Consider the following 20,936-nt stretch of genomic DNA (forward strand, 5'->3'; position numbering starts at 1 on the left):
GGCTGCATTCCCACGCAGAGCGTGGGAACGATCACTAAACCACCCTCAGATTTCGCTGATGTAAGTACCAATCCCCTTGAGGATGTTCTGCAAGGTTTCTTCCACCTCAGCCAGATCGCTGGAATCGGTACTGTGCAGGATTTCCAGCGAATCATTGCCACCCAGCGCATCGGCGTCCACGGCGGCGATTTCGATCAGCAGACGGTCAGGGCTGAGGGTGACTTTCACGCCATCCAGGGCCGAAGGCTTGTCGTGGAAGATGATCTCCAGCTCGTCCTCGTCCGGAAAGCGGCTCATCAGGAACATTTCGCCCTCGGCACTGGTGCAGCAGAGCATGGCCAGATTGTCTTCTTCGTCATCGCACGGGTTGACGATCAAGAGGTCGGTTGTGATTTGCATGGGGAAAATCCTGGCTCGGCGAGCGTTGTGAACACAACAAACGGCAATTCTGCCAGCCCTCGGGAATTTCTGCTTGGCTGAGTGTCAGAGGATGCGTCGTGAACATCCGATGCATCTCGAGTCATTTCTGGTACGAGGGTGCCGTAAATCCGGGCATAAAACGCCCATTTTTCTGCACGGCTGCTAGTGTTGTTCGAGGCACATGCCGCGAGTTACGTGCCGATGACCGAATATGTCGCAGCGCTGCAAGCACGGCCCTTGCCGCACTGGTTAAGCTGCGCAACGGATGAGCACCCGTAAAGGCATTGTCGATGGCTCAATGGTAGCCCCGCCAGTCGTTTTTGCAGATGCCCATTCAATGGAAGGTGAATGTGACCTGAGTGTCTCGTCCAGCTTCACCCAACTGTCGTCCTGTTTCCTCTGCCCGAGAATCAGGAACAGGGTGACGGAATACCCCGAAAGGGGTTTGCACGCGACGCTTCCATCAATAACAAGCCCAAGCGGAGTACCACAGATGGCGTTCTTCACCGCAGCCAGCAAAGCCGACTTCCAGCACCAACTGCAAGCGGCACTGGCGCAGCACATCAGTGAACAGGCACTGCCACAAGTGGCGCTGTTCGCCGAACAATTTTTCGGCATCATTTCCCTCGACGAGCTGACCCAACGTCGGTTGTCCGATCTCGCCGGTTGCACCCTTTCTGCATGGCGCCTGCTTGAGCGCTTTGATCACGCTCAATCGCAAGTGCGTGTCTACAACCCCGATTACGAACGCCACGGCTGGCAGTCGACCCACACCGCGGTCGAAGTGCTGCACCACGATCTGCCATTCCTGGTGGATTCGGTGCGTACCGAGCTGAACCGTCGCGGCTACAGCATTCATACCCTGCAAACCACTGTGCTGAGCGTGCGTCGCGGCAGCAAGGGCGAGCTACTGGAAATCCTGCCGAAAGGCACCCAGGGTGAAGGCATTCTGCAAGAATCGCTGATGTACCTGGAAATCGACCGTTGCGCCAACACGGCCGAATTGAATGTCCTGACCAAAGAGCTGGAACAGGTTCTCGGTGAAGTCCGCGTTGCGGTCGCCGATTTCGAACCGATGAAAGCCAAGGTCCAGGAGCTGATCGAAGGCGTCGACAATAGCCAGTTCGCTATCGACGCCGAAGAAAAATCCGAAATCAAGAGCTTCCTGGAATGGCTGGTGGGCAACCACTTCACCTTCCTGGGCTACGAAGAGTTCGTGGTGGGCGAGGATCAGAACGGCGGTCACATCGTCTATGACCAGAACTCGTTCCTCGGCCTGACCAAACTGCTGCGCGCCGGCCTGACCGTCGATGACCTGCGCATCGAAGACTACGCCGTCAACTACCTGCGTGAACCGACGCCGCTGTCGTTCGCCAAGGCGGCACACCCAAGCCGTGTGCACCGTCCGGCCTACCCGGACTACGTGTCGATCCGCCAGATCGATGCCAACGGCAAGGTCATCAAGGAATGCCGCTTCATGGGCCTGTACACCTCGTCGGTGTATGGCGAAAGCGTGCGGGTCATTCCTTACATCCGTCGCAAGGTCGAGATCATCGAGCAGCGCTCGGGCTTCCAGGCCAAGGCTCACTTGGGCAAGGAACTGGCCCAGGTACTTGAAGTGTTGCCTCGCGATGACCTGTTCCAGACGCCGGTGGATGAGTTGTTCGCCACCGTGATGTCGATCGTGCAGATCCAGGAACGCAACAAGATCCGCGTATTCCTGCGCAAAGACCCGTACGGCCGTTTCTGCTACTGCCTGGCCTATGTGCCGCGTGACATCTACTCCACCGAAGTGCGCCAGAAGATTCAGCAGGTGCTGATGGATCGTCTGAAAGCCTCTGACTGCGAGTTCTGGACCTTCTTCTCCGAATCCGTGCTGGCCCGTGTGCAGCTGATTCTGCGGGTCGACCCGAAGAACCGTCTGGACATCGACCCGGTTCTGCTGGAAAAAGAAGTGGTGCAGGCCTGCCGCAGCTGGCAGGACGACTACGCCAGCCTGGTGGTCGAGAGCTTCGGCGAAGCCCAGGGCACCAACGTGCTGGCCGACTTCCCGAAAGGCTTCCCGGCCGGTTACCGCGAGCGTTTCGCCGCCCACTCGGCTGTGGTCGACATGCAGCACCTGCTGAGCCTGAGCGAAAAGAATCCGCTGGTGATGAGCTTCTATCAGCCGCTGGGTCAGGTATCGGGCCAACGTGAGCTGCACTGCAAGCTGTATCACGCCGACACGCCGCTGGCGTTGTCCGATGTGTTGCCGATCCTGGAAAACCTCGGCCTGCGCGTACTGGGTGAATTCCCGTATCGCCTGCGCCACAACAGCGGTCGCGAGTTCTGGATTCACGACTTTGCGTTCACGGCTGCCGAAGGCCTGGAACTCGACATCCAGCAACTCAACGACACCTTGCAGGACGCTTTCGTCCACATCGTGCGTGGCGATGCCGAGAACGATGCGTTCAACCGTCTGGTGCTGACCGCCGGCCTGCCATGGCGCGACGTGGCGCTGCTGCGCGCCTATGCCCGTTACATGAAGCAGATCCGTCTGGGCTTTGACCTGGGTTACATCGCCAGCACCCTGAACAACCACACCGACATCGCTCGCGAGTTGACCCGGTTGTTCAAAACCCGTTTCTACCTGGCGCGCAAGCTGGCCAGTGACGATCTGGAAGACAAGCAACAACGCCTGGAACACGCGATTCTGAGCGCACTGGACGATGTTCAGGTGCTCAACGAAGACCGCATCCTGCGTCGTTACCTGGACCTGATCAAGGCGACCCTGCGGACCAACTTCTATCAGACCGATGCTCACGGTCAGAACAAGTCCTACTTCAGCTTCAAGTTCAACCCGCACCAGATTCCAGAGCTGCCGAAGCCGGTTCCGAAGTTTGAAATCTTCGTTTACTCGCCGCGCGTCGAAGGCGTGCACCTGCGCTTCGGCAACGTGGCTCGCGGCGGTCTGCGCTGGTCCGACCGTGAAGAAGACTTCCGCACCGAAGTCCTGGGCCTGGTAAAAGCCCAGCAAGTGAAGAACTCGGTCATCGTGCCGGTGGGGGCGAAGGGTGGCTTCCTGCCGCGTCGCCTGCCACTGGGCGGCAGCCGTGACGAGATCGCGGCCGAGGGCATCGCCTGCTACCGCATCTTCATTTCGGGCCTGTTGGACATCACCGACAACCTGAAAGACGGTGCGCTGGTACCGCCGGCCAACGTCGTGCGCCATGACGACGATGACCCGTACCTGGTGGTGGCGGCGGACAAGGGCACTGCGACCTTCTCCGACATCGCCAACGGTATCGCCATCGACTACGGCTTCTGGCTCGGCGACGCGTTCGCATCTGGCGGTTCCGCCGGTTACGACCACAAGAAAATGGGTATCACCGCCAAGGGCGCGTGGGTCGGCGTACAACGCCACTTCCGCGAACGCGGTATCAACGTCCAGGAAGACAGCATCACCGTGGTAGGCGTCGGCGACATGGCCGGTGACGTGTTCGGTAACGGCTTGCTGATGTCCGACAAGCTGCAACTGGTCGCAGCCTTCAACCACCTGCACATCTTCATCGACCCGAACCCGGAGCCTGCCAGCAGCTTCGCCGAGCGTCAGCGCCTGTTCGACCTGCCGCGTTCGGCCTGGTCGGATTACGACACCAGCATCATGTCCGAAGGCGGCGGTATCTTCTCCCGTAGCGCGAAGAGCATTGCCATCTCCGAGCAGATGAAAGAGCGCTTCGACATTCAGGCCGACAAGCTGACCCCGACCGAACTGCTCAACGCCTTGCTCAAGGCACCGGTGGACCTGTTGTGGAACGGCGGTATCGGTACGTACGTCAAAGCCAGCAGCGAAAGCCACGCCGATGTCGGCGACAAGGCCAACGATGCACTGCGCGTGAACGGTAATGAACTGCGCTGCAAGGTTGTGGGCGAGGGCGGTAACCTCGGTATGACCCAGCTGGGTCGCGTCGAGTTCGGCCTCAATGGCGGCGGTTCCAACACCGACTTCATCGATAACGCCGGTGGCGTGGACTGCTCCGACCACGAAGTGAACATCAAGATCCTGCTGAACGAAGTGGTTCAGGCCGGCGACATGACCGACAAGCAACGTAACCAGTTGCTGGCGAGCATGACCGACGAAGTCGGTGGCCTGGTGTTGGGCAACAACTACAAGCAGACCCAGGCATTGTCGCTGGCGGCCCGTCGCGCGTTGCCACGGATCGCTGAATACAAGCGCCTGATGAACGATCTGGAAGCCCGTGGCAAGCTGGATCGCGCCATCGAGTTCCTGCCGTCGGAAGACGCGATCAACGAGCGCGTCGCGGCAGGCCATGGCCTGACCCGTGCCGAGCTGTCGGTGCTGATCTCCTACAGCAAGATCGACCTCAAGGAGCAGTTGCTCAACTCCCTGGTGCCGGACGACGACTACCTGACCCGCGACATGGAAACCGCTTTCCCGCCGACGCTGGTCAGCAAGTTCTCTGCCGCCATGCGCCGTCACCGTCTGAAGCGCGAAATCGTCAGCACCCAGATTGCCAACGATCTGGTCAACCACATGGGCATCACTTTCGTTCAACGGCTCAAAGAGTCGACCGGCATGAGCCCGGCGAACGTGGCCGGTGCTTACGTGATCGTGCGTGACATTTTCCATCTCCCGCACTGGTTCCGTCAGATCGAATCCCTGGATTACCAGGTGTCGGCCGACGTACAACTGGAGCTGATGGACGAGCTGATGCGTCTGGGCCGTCGCGCTACGCGCTGGTTCCTGCGTGCTCGCCGCAACGAGCAGAACGCCGCCCGTGATGTCGCGCATTTCGGTCCGCACCTGAAGGAGTTGGGCCTCAAGCTTGACGAACTGCTCAGTGGCGAGATTCGCGACACCTGGCAGGCTCGCTATCAGGCGTACGTCGAAGCCGGTGTGCCGGAGTTGCTGGCACGCATGGTGGCTGGCACCACGCACCTGTACACCCTGCTGCCGATCATCGAAGCCTCCGACGTAACCGGCCAGGATCCAGCAGATGTGGCCAAGGCCTACTTCGCCGTGGGCAGTGCGCTGGACATCACCTGGTACCTGCAACAGATCAGCGCCCTGCCGGTTGAAAACAACTGGCAAGCCCTGGCCCGTGAAGCGTTCCGCGATGACGTCGACTGGCAACAACGTGCGATCACCATCTCGGTCCTGCAACAGGGCGACGGCACCCAGGACGTGGAAACACGCCTGGAGCTGTGGATGGAGCAGAACGAAGGCATGATCGAACGCTGGCGCGCCATGCTGGTGGAAATCCGTGCCGCCAGTGGCACTGATTACGCCATGTACGCGGTGGCCAACCGTGAATTGCTGGATGTCGCGTTGAGCGGTCAAACGGTAGTACCTGCCGTTATCACCGCCACTGCGGGTGCCGAGCTGGAACCGGCTGCCTGATTGAGCGTTGAATGAAAAAGCCCCGTCTCGAGAGAGACGGGGCTTTTTTTTGCCTGACGGTTTTTTGGGGGGCTGGTCGGGCCTTCGCCTCAGCGATCAGTTCTGCAAAGGAATCAACACTTTCTCATCCGGGGCCAACACCATGAACACCAACAGCTTGGCGGGTTGGGTGGCACTGGCATTTTTCGAGACCAGATGTTCCGAACCGGCCGGCTCATACCAGAATTCGCCAGCCTTGTAGGTGGTCGCTTTTTCGCCTTTGACTTGAGAAGTGATCTCCCCCGACAGCACGTAGGCCATGGCCGTACCCTGGTGTTTATGGGCAATGGAAGATTGGCCCGGCTGGTAATCGACTTCGATCATCAAGGCTTTTTTGCCGGGTGCGTTTTTCAGCATCTGGTCTTGCAGGATGGTGACGTTTTCCGAAGGGACGGCGGTTTTGTCGGCGAATGCCGAGGCTGAAACGCTCAGGGCCAGGGCGGTGAGAGAGGCGGCAAAAAAACGAAGTGCATTCATGGTTGATTACCTGTGGTGTTGAGTCGTCAGGAACCACAGTAAGCCGCGCTATCGGGTAATCAAACGGCCAATTTTCCGGAAGGTGAGGGGACCATTCAAGAACAGCAAGATCAAAAGATCGCAGCCTTCGGCAGCTCCTGCAGAGTTTGCGTCCGCCCGATGTTTCACGGGTGTACACGATCCAATGTAGGAGCTGCGGAACGCTGCGATCTTTTGATCTTGTTTTTAAACGATAGGAAAGCTGTTGAAGTCGACGGCATTGGCCAGTCGGCTGTCGATCAGGCCGATAAAACCTTGCACTTCGGGGCAGTTGAAATGCGCTTGCATGGCCGCTTCCGATTGCCAGTGGGCGCTCACCGTCCAGCGGGTGTCGTCCTCGGGGCAGCGGTCGACCATATAGGCGTCACAGCCCGGAAGTTCGCGCAGGGTGTCGACAATCTTTTGCAGTTGTTTGCCCAGTTCGTCCGAGCGACCGGCGGCAGCCCGTATCTTTACGGTGTTGAACACTTGGTTGGACATTACTCACACTCCTGAATCAGGCCGGACGAATCCTGCTCATTGAGGGATAACGCCCATTCAGGATAGGCCTGCCCCCCTGGGTCGCCAATAGCCAATCACCGGATAAAACCGCAGACCAATCCCTCAACCAACCTGCTGCAAGATGTCCCGCAAACGGTCCAGGGCGATGTCGATGTCCAGGGTTTCGATCGCCCCGAATCCCAGGAAAAGCCCGGCCCGTGGCGCTTGCTGGTAAAAAAAGTCGTCCAGGGCATAGAGCCCCACTTCGACTTTTTTGGCCAATTCGATCACCAATGGAATATCGATCGGCACCTTGCACAGCACCGCCATGTGAAACCCGGCCGTGGTTGGCACTGGTTCAAACCACGGCGAAAGGTCGCCCGCCATCCGCGCCAGGATCCGTTCACGGCGCCCGGCGTAAATCGTATGGCAGCGCCGGATATGCTTGAGCAGGCAGCCTTCGGCGATGAACTTGGCCAGCGCCCATTGGGGCAGGGTGGAGGTGTGCCGGTCGGTGAGCTGCTTGGCGCTGATCACCGCTTCGAGAATCGCCGGTGGCAAAATCGCATACCCCAGCCGCAACTCCGGCAACAGGGTCTTCGAGAAGGTGCCGACGTAGGCAACGATGCCGCGTTCATCCAGGCTTTGCAGCGAGTCAGTGGGCCGGCCTTCATAGCGGAACTCGCTGTCGTAATCGTCCTCGATGATGATCGCCCCCAGTTCGTGGGCCCGTTCCAGCAACGCCAGCCGACGCTCGTGGCTCATGGGCATGCCCAAGGGGAACTGGTGCGAGGGGGTGACATAAATCAGCCGCGTGCCGTCGGGAATGTGCTCGACCTGGATGCCTTGCGCATCGACCGGCACGCCGATCACCGTTGCGCCATGAGTCCCGAACAACAGGCGCGCCGGCGGGTAACCGGGGTCTTCCATGGCCACGAGGCTGCCGGGTTGGTTCAGTACCCGGGAAATCAGGTCCAGCGCCTGCTGTGCACCGTTGCACACCACCACGTCTTCGTCCTGACAATTGACCCCGCGGGAAAATGCGATATGCCGTGCAATCGCATTGCGCAACGCCGGCAGGCCTTCGGGCAGGCTATAGAAACCCTTGGCACCGGCGATCTGGCGCAAGGCATGGGAGGTGCAACGGCGCCAGTCGTCCTGCGGGAACTGGCCCTTGCTGGTGGCGCCACCGATGAAATCGTAGCGCAGCGAACCTTCCAGCGTCGGGTGGCGCAAGAACGTCGGCAGCTTGCGCCAGCGCTCGATGACCTCGAAGCTGGCCAGTTCCAAATGGCTCTGTTTACGGACGACTTTTGCCGCCCGGGCATTGACGTAGGTGCCTTTGCCGATCACCCCGGTGAGGAAGTTTTCGTAGGTCAGTTGCGCATAGGTGTCGGAAATGGTCTTGCGCGAAATCCCCAGTTGTTCGGCCAGCAAACGACTGGGCGGCAGCTGCGTGCCGGCTGCCAGGCGCCCGGATTCGATGGCGCTGCGCAGTTGCCGGTACAGCTGGCCTGCCAGATCCTTGCGGCCGTTGATGACAACGTGAAGTTCCATACCTGCGGGGCTCCTGGGGCGATTGTGAGGCGACTGTGCGTCGCGCCAGATTACCTGCATGAGTGACTGCACAGAAGTTGTGTGGGCGAAAAACCGGCAATTGGTCTTCTGTCGGGTGGTCCATGGCTTTTTCGCTGAATTGGCTCTGTAACGCTCGTGCATCAGCGCCTAACGTGGAGATACCGATTCGCGCCACGAGGCCTCCGCCATGACCGTTCGCCTGGATTACTACAGCGCATCGCCCAAGGCGATGAAAGCCATGATCGCCATGGAGGCCTTGACCCGCGACCTGAGCATCGAACCGGCGTTGCTGAACCTGATCAAGATCCGCGCCTCGCAGCTCAATGGCTGCGCCTTTTGCACTGACATGCACTCGGTGGACGCACGTCGTATCGGCGAGACCGATCGGCGGCTGTATGCGATCGTGGTCTGGCGCGACAGCGGCTTTTTCAGCCCTCGGGAGCGGGCGGCCCTGGCCTGGACCGAAGCGGTGACCCTGCTCGCGCAAAGCCATGTGCCCGATGACGTTTACGCAGCGGCCCGGGAGCAGTTCAGCGAAGGCGAGCTGGTCGATCTGACGATGGCTGTCAGTACCATCAACAGCTGGAATCGCCTGGCGGTGAGTTTTCGGCAAACGCCCGCCGGCTGATTCAAGCGTGCCTACAGGCATTAGACGTTGATCCGGTTTTTTTCCGGCTGTCACATCAGTTTCATGAACGATCAGCAGGATGAACGCTCAAGGACAGATCGACAGGGCGTCATCGATGTCATTTATGGAATCCGCCGGGCGTCAGGGCGTGGCCGAGTACCGCTCGCCCGTAGAACACAGCAACGCCTTACACTCACGGATAGCCGGAATCGATCCGGTGTTGCTGCAGTCTTTCAGGGTCAGCGCCCGCTGTGGCTGCTTTATGCAAGCGGCCCGCAGCCTCAACATCAAGTCGACCCAGTTGCGTAAACAATTGGTGCAACTTGAAGCACAACTGCAGCGTTCGCTGTTCTGCCATTCGGGCAATGGCTTCGCCCTCAGTCGTGACGGGTTGCAGCTTCAGGCGCAGTTGCTTGCATTAGCCCACGACCGCAACCTGCCGGTGATCGAACGGCCATTGGTGCGCCTGGCCGTGGCCGAGTCGATCCTCCACGACATCCTCGGACGCGACTTGGTTTCGTTGTTGCGGCGCAACGCCAGCGTGCGTTTGGACATCATTTCTCTGGACAGCGAACTGTCCCTGCAAGCCGTCAGTGCCGATGTGGTGGTGTGGCTGGCGGGCCCCGATTCGCCGTTGCCAGGCCCCAGTTTCGCCATCAGCGAACCCCAGAGTCTGGCACGGCTGGACTATCTGCCGCACATCGCCAAGCGCTATTCACGAGTCGCGGCCCGCCCGGACAGCCTGGGTGATCTGGCCGACTTCATGCTGGTGCAATGGCAGCATGACCGCCAGGTCGAGACCTTTGGGCCGTGGAACCGTCTGGTGGAGCAGCGTCTGGCGGGGATGGTGCAGTTGCATTCCTATGGGTTGATGCTGGAGATGATCCGTTGCAGCGCCTGCATCGGATTGCTGCCGCACTACATGAGCCGATTCGATCGAGGGCTGCAGGCGTTGCCCGGGCTGTTCAACCAACCGATGCTGCGCCAGGTGTGGATGGCGGTCAATGCCGACTCCCGAAATGAGGCCGAGGTGCAGGGAATCGTCGAGCTGATCCGCAACACCTTCAACGAGCGGCGGGAGTGGTTCGAGTAGCTCGACTGATCTTCCGACAAGCCCCCTCGCCACAAAGGTTTGCACCGTTATAGAGTAAGCGGCCATGTACGCATCAAGGACGAAACATTCATGCCCGCCGACTCCGTCATTACCCTCGAACGCTTCAACGAATCCCACATCGAGGGCGTCACCGCCCTCTACAACGACCCGGCTGTGGCCCGTCAGGTGCTGCAAATGCCGTTTCAGTCCACCGAGGTCTGGCGCCAACGCCTGATGGCGGACAACGAACGGGCGGTGAAACTGGTGGCGCTGCACCAGGGAACGGTCATCGGCAACATCGGTCTGGAACAGTTTTCGCGAGTTCGCCGCAGCCACGCCGGCAGCTTCGGCATGGGTGTCGCCGTGGCTTGGCAAGGCAAGGGTGTCGGTTCGAAACTGCTGGCGGCGGCGCTCGACGTCGCCGACAACTGGATGAACCTGCAACGGGTCGAGCTCTCGGTGTACGCCGACAACGAAGCGGCCATCGGCCTGTACCGAAAATTCGGCTTCGAGACCGAAGGCCTGTTCCGCGACTATGCCGTGCGTGACGGTCGCTTGGTCGATACCCTGAGCATGGCGCGCTTGCGTCGCACGCCCAAGGAAGGTTGAGTCAGTCGCCCAATGCAAACGCCACCGCCGCCTGCGCATGCAGTTCGGTGGTGTCGAACAAGGGCAGGGCGCTGTGCTCGGGTTTGATCAGCAGGCCGATTTCGGTGCAGCCGAGGATGATCGCCTGGGCGCCGCGTTCGGTCAGCGCTTCGATCACCCGTTGATTGGCTTGGCGCGACGCCTCGCTGATTACCCCGACGCACAACTCGTCATAGATGATCCGGTGTACCGCCTGACGTTCTTCAGCCTCCGGCACCAGCACCGTCAGGCCCTTGGCCGTCAGACGTGCCTTGAGAAAGTCCTGCTCCATGGTGAATGCAGTACCGAGCAGGCCCACCCGCAGCGCGCCGGAATCCAGCGCCGCCTGAGCGGCAGGGTCGGCAATGTGCAGGAACGGAATATCGATCGCCGCCTGAATCTGCCCGGCCACCTTGTGCATGGTGTTAGTACACAGCACCACGCAGTCAGCGCCGCCAGCCTCCAGGCGCCGGGCAGCATCCACCAGAATCGCCGCCGCATCGTCCCAGCGCCCGGCATGCTGGGCCTGTTCGACAGGGCCGAAGTCGACGCTGTACATTAGCAATTTCGCCGAGCGCAACGGCCCGAGACGGTCGCGTACCTGCTGGTTGATAAGACGGTAATACTCGGCGCTGGACTCCCAGCTCATGCCGCCGATAAGGCCGATGGTGCGCATGTCGTGCTCCTGTGAATGGCAAACCCTTGGGGAGAGTGTCCAGTGGATCCTTGTTCCGATCTATCAGGAAATTTCACATGCCCGGTGTGCTGAGCGAGAACCTGTTGGGCGGCAGACTCTGCCTGCAACTCTTGCCCCGTGCGCCATACAGCGCGCGGGATCCGGCGCAGTCGCAAACCCTCGGGGTGACGCTGGAACGTCAGCAGGGCGTGCACGCGATCGATTCTGACCGGCGGACGGATTTCGATACCTGGCCGGGCGTATTGGCGTACACGCCGGTCGGCGTGGAGGTGTTTTCTGAATCGGCCACCGGTGGCGAGTATCTGCTGATGCGGCTGGATGAGCCGTTTGCCAGCGAACTGTTACCGGCCGCCACTCACCGCATGCAATCTTGCGGCAATCGGCGTGCGCTGACCCTGGCGCGAGATATGCGGCGTCAGTTGCTCGCCACGCAGCCCGACCTGCTGGCGCTTGAGCAATGTGCCGTGGCGCTGGTTGGCGTCGCGGGTTCGATAACCGATACAACGCAGCGTGCCACGCCCAAGGCCTTTGCCCGAGTCATGGAACAGATCGCCGAGCAGTTCCAGCACCCCCTCACGCTGGAACAATTGGCTGCCACCTATGGGCACAACGAACTGCGCTTTCTGCGCGATTTCACCCAGGCTATTGGCCTGACGCCTCACGCCTACCTCATTGAAGTGCGGCTTCAGGCCGCACGCAGGCTGATCGAGCGCACGGCTCTGCCCTTGGCCAGCATCGCTCTGGATGTCGGCTTCGCCCATCAGTCCCACATGGGCAGTGCCTTTCGCAAATACCTGGCCATGACCCCCAGCCAGTACCGCTCGCGCTTTTAGTCGTACGCCGGCAGCGCGCATCTGCCATGCTCAAAGTCCGCAGCACCGCTTCAACCAAAGGAACACCGCAATGGACGACGTACAACAACTGGGCGAGATGCTTCGCCACTACGCAGAAAGCGAAGCGCACAAGAAGCAACTGTTTGAGGCGCAATCGGCCGTGTGGGCGACGCGCATCGGGGAGTTGTTCGATCAGATCCAGCAGTGGCTGGCACCGGTCCTGGCGCCGAATCTGCTGGAAGTGAGCCGCGAGGCGTATATCGCATCCGGACCGAGCGTGCCGGTGGAGACGTCGACGTTCAAGACCGAGAAACTGAGCGTCGTTATCGCCGGCAAACCGGTGGAGTTTGTGCCGGACGTGATGGGCGTTGGTGGGCAGATTTCCCTTGCCGTGATGGGGTTGACCGCGGCGCGCTATGGCAGTATTTCGCTGGTGTGCCTGCCACCGTCCAGCGCCTGGCAATGGCGCAAGACCAACGGCCTGAAAGACCCGGACACGTTTGCCTTCGATGCAAACTTTTTGGCGCAGCAGCTGCAGAGCCTGATTCCCCGCGAGCGCAACTGAAGCGATCGATCGTTCCCACGCAGAGCGTGGGAACGATCATCAGTGGATGGCGTGTGTATCAGATTTCGAGGTTGCCCCATCCCGGCTTTAATTCCTCCGGCGCGATGGCATTCACTTTCTTGCCGGTAGCGAGTTCAACCCGCCGCGCCACCTCGGGGTCATCGGCAAACGGAATCAGGCTGGCATCGTCCAGGCTCTTGGTCGTCTGGTGTTTCAGGCAATACTCGATCGCCAGCCAAAGCCCCAGCACGCCGAATAGATTCAACGCCATTTCGATCATGTCAGGCTCCTTGCCTCAGGCAAACTGCGCTTCAAGTTCGGCCATCTTCACATCTGCAACCCGCACCGTACGCCACACGTTATAAGCCATCAGCAGCATGCCGCTGAGGAAGAACAGCCCGCCGACGAACCGCACGATGAAGCCCGGATGACTGGCCTGCAACGCCTCGACGAACGAGTAGGTCAGCGTGCCGTCGTCGTTGATTGCGCGCCACATCAAGCCTTGGGTGATGCCGTTGACCCACATGGACGCGATGTACAGCACGGTGCCGATGGTGGCCAGCCAGAAGTGCAGGTTGATCAGCGGCACGCTGTGCATTTGCGTGCGGCCGAAGACTTTCGGGACCATGTGATAGATGGCGCCGAAGGTGATCATCGCCACCCAGCCCAAGGCGCCGGCGTGCACATGGCCGATGGTCCAGTCGGTGTAGTGGGAGAGGGCATTGACCGTCTTGATCGCCATCATCGGCCCTTCGAAGGTCGACATGCCATAGAAGGCCAGGGACAGCACCAGAAACCGCAGGATCGGGTCGGTGCGCAACTTATGCCAGGCCCCCGACAGCGTCATCATGCCGTTGATCATCCCGCCCCAGCTCGGCGCCAGCAGAATCAGCGACATCGCCATGCCCAGCGACTGCGCCCAGTCCGGCAGTGCGGTGTAGTGCAAGTGATGCGGGCCAGCCCAGATGTACAGGGTGATCAGCGCCCAGAAGTGCACGATCGACAAACGATAGGAATACACCGGCCGACCCACCTGTTTCGGCACGAAGTAGTACATCATCCCGAGAAACCCGGTGGTGAGGAAAAAGCCAACGGCGTTGTGGCCGTACCACCACTGCACCATCGCGTCGGTGGCCCCGGAGTACACCGGATACGACTTGAACCAGTCCACCGGAATCGACAGGTGATTGACCACGTGCAGCATGGCGATCACCACGATGAACGCGCCGAAGAACCAGTTACCGACGTAGATATGCTTGGTTTTGCGGCGCACCACGGTGGTGAAGAACACGATGGCATAGGCGAGCCAGACCACCGTCATCCACACCGCGCCGGAGAACTCGATCTCGGCGTATTCCTTGGTGGTCGTGTAGCCCTGCGGCAGGCTGATCAGCATTACCACGATCACCGATTGCCAGCCCCAGAAGGTGAACGCAGCGAGTTTGTTCGAGAACAGCCGCACCTGGCAGGTGCGTTGTACGGCGTAGTAACTGGCGGCGAATTGCGCACTGCCGGCAAAGCCGAAAATCACCAGGCTGGTGTGCAGCGGGCGCAAGCGGCCGAAGGTAGTCCACGGCAAGTCGAGGTTCATCTCGGGCCATACCAGTTGCGACGCGATCCATACCCCCATCGCCATCCCGACGACCCCCCATACCACGGTTGCCACGACGAATTGGCGGACGACCTTGTAGTTATAGGCCAGTCCGATTGTTGCTGTGCTCATGGTCAGTTCTTCCACGGTTGCAAAGTCTTGCCAGGCCACCCGGTCTGGCATGCGATGAACTGTAGAAACCCTGCCGGAAACAAAACAGTCTCAGGAAACTTTCATTTATACGGATCAGATGTGGGGCACGCCTGCGGCCATCAGTCGCGTCCTGATACGGTTTTTTAGTGTTTAGCTGAATCTATAACGCGCTGTGCCGCAGGTTCATAGTCGCTACCTCGAGAGCGAGCCGTAGAGCCCGATCAATCCTGATGAGGTAGCCACATGTATCAATACGATGACTATGACCGGGCCCTGGTGTTCGAGCGTGTTGCGCAGTTTCGCGATCAGGTCGAACGTTTCATGGCCGGCGAATTGAGCGAAGAAGAGTTCCTGCCCCTGCGTTTGCAGAACGGCCTGTACATGCAAAAACACGCCTACATGCTGCGCGTGGCGATTCCTTACGGCACCCTCGGCGCACAGCAGATGCGCACCCTGGCGAGCATTGCCCGGGACTACGATCGTGGCTATGGCCATTTCACCACCCGGCAAAACATGCAGTTCAACTGGATCCAACTGGCCCAGGTCCCGGAGATCCTCGAACGCCTGGCCCAAGTGGAAATGCACGCGATCCAGACCTCCGGCAACTGCGTGCGCAACATCACCACCGAAGCCTTCGCCGGCGTCGCGGCGGACGAGCTGATGGACCCGCGTCCGCTGGCAGAGATCCTGCGGCAATGGTCGACCATCAACCCGGAATTCCTGTTCCTGCCGCGCAAGTTCAAGATCGCCATCTGCTCGGCGAAACAGGACCGCGCGGCGATCATGATGCATGACATCGGCCTTTATCTTTATCGCGACAACAGCGGGCAAATGCTCTTGCGGGTGATCGTTGGCGGCGGGCTGGGGCGTACACCGATTCTCGGTCTGCAGATTCGCGAAGGCTTGCCGTGGCAGCATTTGCTGTCTTACGTCGAGGCGGTGCTGCGGGTCTACAACCGCCACGGGCGGCGCGATAACAAGTACAAGGCGCGGATCAAGATTCTGGTCAAGGCCTTGGGGATTGAAGCGTTTGCCAAGGAAGTGGAGGAGGAGTGGCAATACCTCAAGGACGGTCCGGCGCAGTTGACCGATGTCGAGTACGAGCGCGTCGCCAGTGCCTTTGTGCCCCCCGATTACCGTTCACTGGCCGGCACCGACCTGGACTTCGGCACGCGCCTGGCCGAGCACCCGGCGTTCGCCCGTTGGGTGGCGCGCAACGTTCAGCCGCACAAAGTGCCGGGTTACGCCAGCGTGGTGCTGTCGACCAAACCGGGCATTGCCGCGCCGCCGGGGGATGTCACGGCCGAGCAAATGAAAGCGGTGGCGCAATGGTCCGAACAGTTCGGTTTCGGCGAAATCCGCATCGCCCATGAACAGAACATCGTCCTGCCGGACGTGCCCAAGGCAGACCTTTATGCGCTGTGGTGCCTGGCCTGCGAGCAAGGCCTGGGGAGTGCCAACATTGGCTTGCTGACCGACATCATCGCTTGCCCCGGCGGCGACTTCTGCGCCCTGGCCAACGCCAAGTCGATCCCCATCGCGCAAGCGATTCAGGCGCGTTTCGACGATCTGGACTACCTGCATGACCTGGGTGACATCAGCCTGAACATCTCCGGCTGCATGAACGCCTGCGGTCACCACCACATCGGCAACATCGGCATTCTTGGCGTCGACAAGAACGGCAGCGAGTGGTACCAGATCACCCTCGGCGGCGCCCAGGGCAAGAACAGCGCGTTGGGCAAGGTCATCGGCCCATCCTTCAGTGCCGCCGAGGTGCCCGATGTGATTGAACGGATCATCGGCACGTTCGTGCGCTACCGCGAGAGCGAAGAACTGTTCGTCGATACCCTGGCGCGCATCGGTCTGGAGCCATTCAAGGAGTGCGTCTACCCGAAAGTCCTGGAGGTGTCGGCATGAACAATCTGCTGCGTTTGCGAGAGGGCGGTGCCGAGTGGGTGCGCGACGACCCGTGGCAGTTGATTCGTGAAACGACCGGTGAACTGCCGGCCGGGCCGCTGATCCTGCCGTTACCCCGGTGGCTGACCCTTAATGCCGACACCACGACCGCGCTCGAAGGTGTATGGCTCGGTCCTGACGACGAAGTGGCAAACCTGTTTCCGTGGTTCCCCGACCTGCCGCTGATTGCCCTGGACTTCCCGAGCTTTCGCGACGGACGCGCCTACAGCCAGGCCTATCTGTTGCGCACGCGATTCGGTTGGCAAGGCGAATTGCGCGCGATTGGCGACGTGCTGCGCGATCAACTCAGCCATATGCGTCAATGTGGTTTCGACAGCTTTGCCGTGCGTGAAGACAAGTCTGCCGAAGATGCGCTCAAGGGATTGGCGGGGATGAGCGTGTTGTATGGGCGTTCGGTGATCGAACCGCGACCGTTGTTTCGGCGGCGGTAGGGCATCGAGATCAAAAGATCGCAGCCTTCGGCAGCTCCTACAGAACCGCGCCATGTGCCAGTCCCGTAGGAGCTGCCGGAGGCTGTGATCTTTCGCTTGGGCCACTGATGGCATTTTGATACAGTCTGCGTCTCATATGGAGTTGGTGAAGAAAGGAGTCTGGTTTGGGCGCGGGCAAGAAGATTTTAGGGTTGATAGCGCTGTTGCTGATGGCGGCCCTGTGGGGCAGTTATTTTTATGTATTCAAAGAGAACCGTAACGGCCAGCTCGGGGATGCATTCGACAGTTACGCCTGGTGCGGCACGCCGCCGGCCAGCGATAGCGGCGGGTTGGGCAAGGATCAACTGTCGCTGCGCATCACCAACAACGTTCGCGGCGAGTTCATGCTCTCGGGGGCGGTTGTCGTTTCCGAACGAACCTTTGATCGCTATGACCTGGGCCGCAACGAATTGCGGCTGCGCATGGAACCGCTGCAATGGTCCTACGGCGTTGCGCCGATTTTCATGGAACAGGTCAAGATCAAACCCCTGAGCCGCAACCTGTCTTCAGTCAACAAAAGTGCCTACGCCGAACTTGAGCCCCGGCCCATTGACGTCCAGGGGCGGGCGACGGATTTTCCGTTCGACACCTACCGCTACGGTTACAAACCGGTGTTGTACTACCTCAAGGGCAACGAGCGCATCGACCTGCGCTTCAAAAACGTCACCACCAGCATGCAGATGTCCAACACCTTTACGCCGATCCAGAAGTACAACCGTGCCGAGTACATCAACGAGAAAAATTCGCTGATCAGCGAGCAGGACTACACGCCCTACGGCGCCAACGAATGCGCGTTCAGCGTCGAGCGCAAGGGCTCGTTCAAGGTGATTGTGTTGCTGTTGTTGCTGGTGATGTGCCTGCCGCTGTTGCACGTGTTCTATCGCGACGAGCCGGGCATCGACTTTCTCGCGACGCTGGTGAGTATTGGCGCGATCCGGGTGTTCCTGGTGGGGCCGTTGAACGATTTCCAGTTGTACACCATCGACTTCCTGTTCGGCGCGGTGATCATCCTGGTGGGCACGGTGTCGTTGATCAAGACGATGCGGGCCAATAGTCGGCGGGAGTTGGCAGCGAAAAGCGGATCTTCGTGGTGATTGCCGCGACCGTGGCGAGAGCTGAAAATTGTGATTTTCGATACAAAAACGCCGGGCATTAGCTATACCTGTAACTCTCGTAGGCAATACCGTTGCCGTCCTTCTGACAGGAGTTAAAGCATGAAGCTTGCGTTAATGATGAGCACACTGTGCATCGCCTCTCTCGGGGTGGCGGGTTGCGCCAGCAAAGTCGTCGAGCCAGACCAGTACTCCGGTTTTCTCAAGGACTACAGCCAGCTCAAGGAAGCCAAGTCGCCATCGGGCGCCGTGGTGATGCGCTGGGTCGATCCCAAGCTCGACGTCAACAAATACACCAGTGCCTACATCGAGCCGACTCAGCTCTATCCCAAACCGCAACCGACAGTGAAAATCCCTCAAACCACGCTGAACGGCATTACCAGCTACTACGATCAGGCGCTCAAGCGCGAACTGGGTAAATCCCTGCCGCTGGCCAGCGGCCCCGGCCCAGGCGTGATCGTGGTGCGTGCGGCGATCACCGCTGTCAGCAGCAAGACCGAAAGCCTCAAGCCGTATGAAGTAATCCCGATCGCCCTGGTGGCAGCGGCCGTCACCACCGCCAGCGGTGCTCGCGATCAGCAAACCGATCTGGCCACCGAAGCGGTGTTTCTCGATGGCGGCACCAACAAAGTCATCGCTCAAGTGGTGCGCAAGGGCACCGGCAAACCGCTGGAAAACGAAGCTCAGGTGATGAAAGCCGATGACGTGAAAAACGTGATCGATGGCTGGGCTTCGGACATGAATCAGTCGTTTGTAAAATTCAAATCCAAGTAACGCGGGTTTGTTGTTCACGCAAGATCGTTCCCAGGCATGGGAACGATCAATCTCTTTGGCTATCCCCCTGGATATCGGCCGGTGTGACGGTGGAAGCAATCGGCACCGCATGACTTTGCATTGTCTGGGCACCGACACCACAACTTGCGAAAAGCGCCATCAGGCTGAATGCCGCAGCGCGAAGCAAACCATTCATAGACGTTTCCTCATTTTCCGAAGATGACATTCAGCCCGGCTTACATGAAGGCTTTTTTTTACTCTAGCAGGTGGTTGTCGCGTCAACGGGTTTGCTTGTTGAATTGAAGATCCATTCGCGGGCAAGCCACCCACAGGTATTGAGTGAGCCTTGGCTCATTTGCCAACTACAAACTCCTGTGGGCATGGGCTTGCTCGCGATATAGGTAGTCCGTTCCTTTCTCTTCCATACTGACTTCGGGAAGTTGGCTGTCGGTGTGCTTCAGTACTTCTTCGCCTGCGCCCGCACGCGCTCTTCCTGCTCCCGCAACTGCGGTGTGAACTCGGCACCGAAATCTTCGGCCTCGAACACCTGGCGAATCTCGATCTCGGCCTCTGTACCCGGCATCGGGTTGGGGCAGCGCTTGACCCACTCGATCGCTTCCTCTTTCGACTTGACCTCCCAAATCCAGTAACCGGCGATCAGCTCCTTGGCTTCGGCGAACGGGCCATCGATGACCGTACGTTTTTCACCCGAGAAACGCACCCGCGCGCCTTTGCTGCTCGGTTGCAGGCCATCGCAATCGATGAGGATGCCGGCCTTGGCCAGTTCCTCGTTGTAATTGCCCATTGCGGTCATCAGTTCTTCGCTGGGCATCACGCCGGCCTCGGAATCGGGGCTGGCTTTTACAATGATCATGAATCGCATGGTCTTGTCTCCGTTGAAGTTGAGTGATTCATTGCATAGTCGAACGGGCGTGACTTGAATCGACAATGCACCTAAACAAAAATTGTCCTTTTCGTTTTAGTCGATGTTGTAGAGAGCAGATGTATTTTCGACATCCTCCTCGCGATCAAATATTCCTGTGCAACCCATCCAACGACCAACGGAAGGTGCCCTTCATGCCCGTACTGGAATTGACTGAAGGGCTGCTGGTGAATGCCTGCATGCGGCGGATTTTCGTGGCGCGGCACCGCAATATGCTGCGGTTGCTCGGGTAGTGCACGTGCATCCAGCCCTGTGGAATTGCAGGTTTGCCTCTCCCGCCACTCATGACAATTTGTGTTTTTGCATAGGTCCCCGGCCCATTTCGTGGTTAACTTCGGCCTCGTCAAAATTCTCTACATCAACGTTCAGAAGGACTCCGTTCATGGCTCAAGTCACTCTTAAAGGCAACCCGGTTCAAGTCAACGGCCAACTGCCACAAGCCGGTTCCCAGGCGCCAGCCTTTTCCCTGGTTGCCGGCAATCTGTCCGACGTGACCCTGGCGAGCTTCGCCGGCAAGCGCAAAGTGTTGAACATCTTCCCAAGCATCGACACCCCGACCTGCGCCACCTCCGTGCGCAAGTTCAACGCCCAGGCCAATGACGTGGCCAACACCGTCGTGCTGTGCATCTCCGCCGACCTGCCGTTCGCCCAAGCCCGCTTCTGCGGCGCCGAAGGCCTGGAAAACGTACAGAACCTGTCGACCCTGCGCGGTGCCGAGTTCAAGGAAAACTACGGCGTGGCCATCGCCGATGGTCCACTCAAAGGCCTGACCGCCCGTGCCGTCGTGGTTCTGGACGAAAACGACAAGGTCCTGCACAGCGAACTGGTCAAGGAAATCGCTGAAGAACCGAACTACGATGCAGCGCTCGCCGTTCTGAAGTAAGCAAAGTTTTACAATTGTTAACGGCCTGGCCCTGTCCAGGCCGTTTTCATTTGTGCTTCAGTGTTTTAGCTAAACCTCCTGTTCCGTAAGCCAAAGGTAAATTGCCGGTAAAGGCGCTTTGCTTAATACCCGCCAGTGCTTATCGTTCAGCCTCCC

20 protein-coding genes and 1 pseudogene are annotated in these 20,936 nt (G+C 59.5%); 12 read left to right on the top strand and 9 right to left on the bottom strand.

Annotation, left to right across the window (positions count from 1 at the left end):
- Window positions 1-45 precede the first annotated feature (45 nt).
- Entirely contained in the window at window positions 46-399 is a 354-nt protein-coding gene (locus tag AC1D2Q_RS28650) for a hypothetical protein (protein WP_477815415.1), read from the bottom strand.
- Between the two features lie 514 nt (window positions 400-913).
- On the opposite strand from AC1D2Q_RS28650, the gene AC1D2Q_RS28655 reads away from it, so the two are divergent.
- A complete protein-coding gene (locus tag AC1D2Q_RS28655; protein WP_477815416.1) occupies window positions 914-5,821 on the top strand; it encodes an NAD-glutamate dehydrogenase in 4,908 nt (1,635 codons plus the stop codon).
- A 96-nt stretch (window positions 5,822-5,917) separates the two neighbouring features.
- Here the strand turns inward: AC1D2Q_RS28655 and AC1D2Q_RS28660 are convergent, their stop codons facing one another.
- The 3 genes from AC1D2Q_RS28660 to pdxR all read right to left on the bottom strand — a co-directional run bounded on the left by AC1D2Q_RS28660 (window position 5,918) and on the right by pdxR (window position 8,413).
- Complete coding sequence (locus AC1D2Q_RS28660) at window positions 5,918-6,337, bottom strand: cupin domain-containing protein (RefSeq protein ID WP_477815417.1); 420 nt, start codon at window positions 6,335-6,337, stop codon at window positions 5,918-5,920.
- A 225-nt stretch (window positions 6,338-6,562) separates the two neighbouring features.
- Window positions 6,563-6,856 (bottom strand): antibiotic biosynthesis monooxygenase family protein, encoded by a 294-nt coding sequence (locus AC1D2Q_RS28665; protein WP_477815418.1) that lies wholly within the window; start codon window positions 6,854-6,856, stop codon window positions 6,563-6,565.
- A 123-nt stretch (window positions 6,857-6,979) separates the two neighbouring features.
- Window positions 6,980-8,413 (bottom strand): MocR-like pyridoxine biosynthesis transcription factor PdxR, encoded by a 1,434-nt coding sequence (gene pdxR, locus AC1D2Q_RS28670; protein WP_477815419.1) that lies wholly within the window; start codon window positions 8,411-8,413, stop codon window positions 6,980-6,982.
- Window positions 8,414-8,621: 208 nt separating this feature from the next.
- Here pdxR and AC1D2Q_RS28675 point away from each other — a divergent pair, with 208 nt between their 5' ends.
- The 3 genes from AC1D2Q_RS28675 to AC1D2Q_RS28685 all read left to right on the top strand — a co-directional run bounded on the left by AC1D2Q_RS28675 (window position 8,622) and on the right by AC1D2Q_RS28685 (window position 10,764).
- Window positions 8,622-9,062 carry a carboxymuconolactone decarboxylase family protein gene (locus AC1D2Q_RS28675; RefSeq protein WP_477815420.1) on the top strand — a complete coding sequence of 147 codons (441 nt, stop codon included), beginning with the start codon at window positions 8,622-8,624 and terminating at the stop codon, window positions 9,060-9,062.
- Between the two features lie 115 nt (window positions 9,063-9,177).
- On the top strand, window positions 9,178-10,155 hold the full coding sequence (locus tag AC1D2Q_RS28680; protein ID WP_477815421.1) for a LysR family transcriptional regulator: 978 nt from the start codon (window positions 9,178-9,180) through the stop codon (window positions 10,153-10,155).
- A 90-nt stretch (window positions 10,156-10,245) separates the two neighbouring features.
- Complete coding sequence (locus tag AC1D2Q_RS28685) at window positions 10,246-10,764, top strand: GNAT family N-acetyltransferase (RefSeq protein ID WP_018926154.1); 519 nt, start codon at window positions 10,246-10,248, stop codon at window positions 10,762-10,764.
- Window position 10,765: 1 nt separating this feature from the next.
- On the opposite strand, the gene AC1D2Q_RS28690 is transcribed toward AC1D2Q_RS28685, so the two are convergent.
- A complete protein-coding gene (locus tag AC1D2Q_RS28690; protein ID WP_477815422.1) occupies window positions 10,766-11,458 on the bottom strand; it encodes an aspartate/glutamate racemase family protein in 693 nt (230 codons plus the stop codon).
- A 77-nt stretch (window positions 11,459-11,535) separates the two neighbouring features.
- Here AC1D2Q_RS28690 and AC1D2Q_RS28695 point away from each other — a divergent pair, with 77 nt between their 5' ends.
- Both AC1D2Q_RS28695 and AC1D2Q_RS28700 read left to right on the top strand, forming a co-directional pair.
- Window positions 11,536-12,312, top strand: coding sequence for a helix-turn-helix domain-containing protein (locus tag AC1D2Q_RS28695; RefSeq protein WP_477815423.1), 777 nt, complete (start codon window positions 11,536-11,538; stop codon window positions 12,310-12,312).
- Between the two features lie 70 nt (window positions 12,313-12,382).
- Window positions 12,383-12,877 (top strand): hypothetical protein, encoded by a 495-nt coding sequence (locus AC1D2Q_RS28700; protein ID WP_477815424.1) that lies wholly within the window; start codon window positions 12,383-12,385, stop codon window positions 12,875-12,877.
- A gap of 58 nt (window positions 12,878-12,935) precedes the next feature.
- Here AC1D2Q_RS28700 and AC1D2Q_RS28705 read toward each other — a convergent pair whose 3' ends face one another.
- Together AC1D2Q_RS28705 and ccoN are read right to left on the bottom strand one after the other, a co-directional pair.
- Complete coding sequence (locus AC1D2Q_RS28705; RefSeq protein ID WP_477815425.1) at window positions 12,936-13,157, bottom strand: cbb3-type cytochrome c oxidase subunit 3; 222 nt, start codon at window positions 13,155-13,157, stop codon at window positions 12,936-12,938.
- 15 nt (window positions 13,158-13,172) lie between these two features.
- Entirely contained in the window at window positions 13,173-14,600 is a 1,428-nt protein-coding gene (ccoN, locus tag AC1D2Q_RS28710; protein WP_477815426.1) for a cytochrome-c oxidase, cbb3-type subunit I, read from the bottom strand.
- 264 nt (window positions 14,601-14,864) lie between these two features.
- Between ccoN and AC1D2Q_RS28715 the strand changes: the two genes are divergently transcribed.
- The 4 genes from AC1D2Q_RS28715 to AC1D2Q_RS28730 all read left to right on the top strand — a co-directional run bounded on the left by AC1D2Q_RS28715 (window position 14,865) and on the right by AC1D2Q_RS28730 (window position 18,954).
- Complete coding sequence (locus tag AC1D2Q_RS28715; protein ID WP_477815427.1) at window positions 14,865-16,538, top strand: nitrite/sulfite reductase; 1,674 nt, start codon at window positions 14,865-14,867, stop codon at window positions 16,536-16,538.
- Window positions 16,535-17,029 carry a DUF934 domain-containing protein gene (locus AC1D2Q_RS28720; RefSeq protein ID WP_477815428.1) on the top strand — a complete coding sequence of 165 codons (495 nt, stop codon included), beginning with the start codon at window positions 16,535-16,537 and terminating at the stop codon, window positions 17,027-17,029. The genes AC1D2Q_RS28715 and AC1D2Q_RS28720 overlap by 4 nt, the downstream gene beginning before the upstream one ends.
- Before the next feature lie 164 nt (window positions 17,030-17,193).
- Window positions 17,194-18,162, top strand: coding sequence for a hypothetical protein (locus AC1D2Q_RS28725; protein WP_477815429.1), 969 nt, complete (start codon window positions 17,194-17,196; stop codon window positions 18,160-18,162).
- Between the two features lie 120 nt (window positions 18,163-18,282).
- Window positions 18,283-18,954 carry a DUF3313 domain-containing protein gene (locus tag AC1D2Q_RS28730; RefSeq protein ID WP_477815430.1) on the top strand — a complete coding sequence of 224 codons (672 nt, stop codon included), beginning with the start codon at window positions 18,283-18,285 and terminating at the stop codon, window positions 18,952-18,954.
- A 46-nt stretch (window positions 18,955-19,000) separates the two neighbouring features.
- On the opposite strand, the gene AC1D2Q_RS28735 is transcribed toward AC1D2Q_RS28730, so the two are convergent.
- Both AC1D2Q_RS28735 and AC1D2Q_RS28740 read right to left on the bottom strand, forming a co-directional pair.
- Window positions 19,001-19,150 (bottom strand): hypothetical protein, encoded by a 150-nt coding sequence (locus AC1D2Q_RS28735; protein ID WP_477815431.1) that lies wholly within the window; start codon window positions 19,148-19,150, stop codon window positions 19,001-19,003.
- Window positions 19,151-19,411: 261 nt separating this feature from the next.
- Entirely contained in the window at window positions 19,412-19,837 is a 426-nt protein-coding gene (locus AC1D2Q_RS28740) for a YciI family protein (RefSeq protein WP_477815432.1), read from the bottom strand.
- A 215-nt stretch (window positions 19,838-20,052) separates the two neighbouring features.
- Between AC1D2Q_RS28740 and AC1D2Q_RS28745 the strand changes: the two are divergent.
- A pseudogene (locus tag AC1D2Q_RS28745) lies at window positions 20,053-20,130 on the top strand (polyketide cyclase); the annotation flags it as partial.
- Window positions 20,131-20,279: 149 nt separating this feature from the next.
- Complete coding sequence (gene tpx / locus AC1D2Q_RS28750) at window positions 20,280-20,780, top strand: thiol peroxidase (protein WP_105342071.1); 501 nt, start codon at window positions 20,280-20,282, stop codon at window positions 20,778-20,780.
- The last annotated feature ends 156 nt before the right edge of the window (window positions 20,781-20,936 follow it).

It is taken from the genome of Pseudomonas sp. P1_A1 (genome assembly GCF_056406935.1).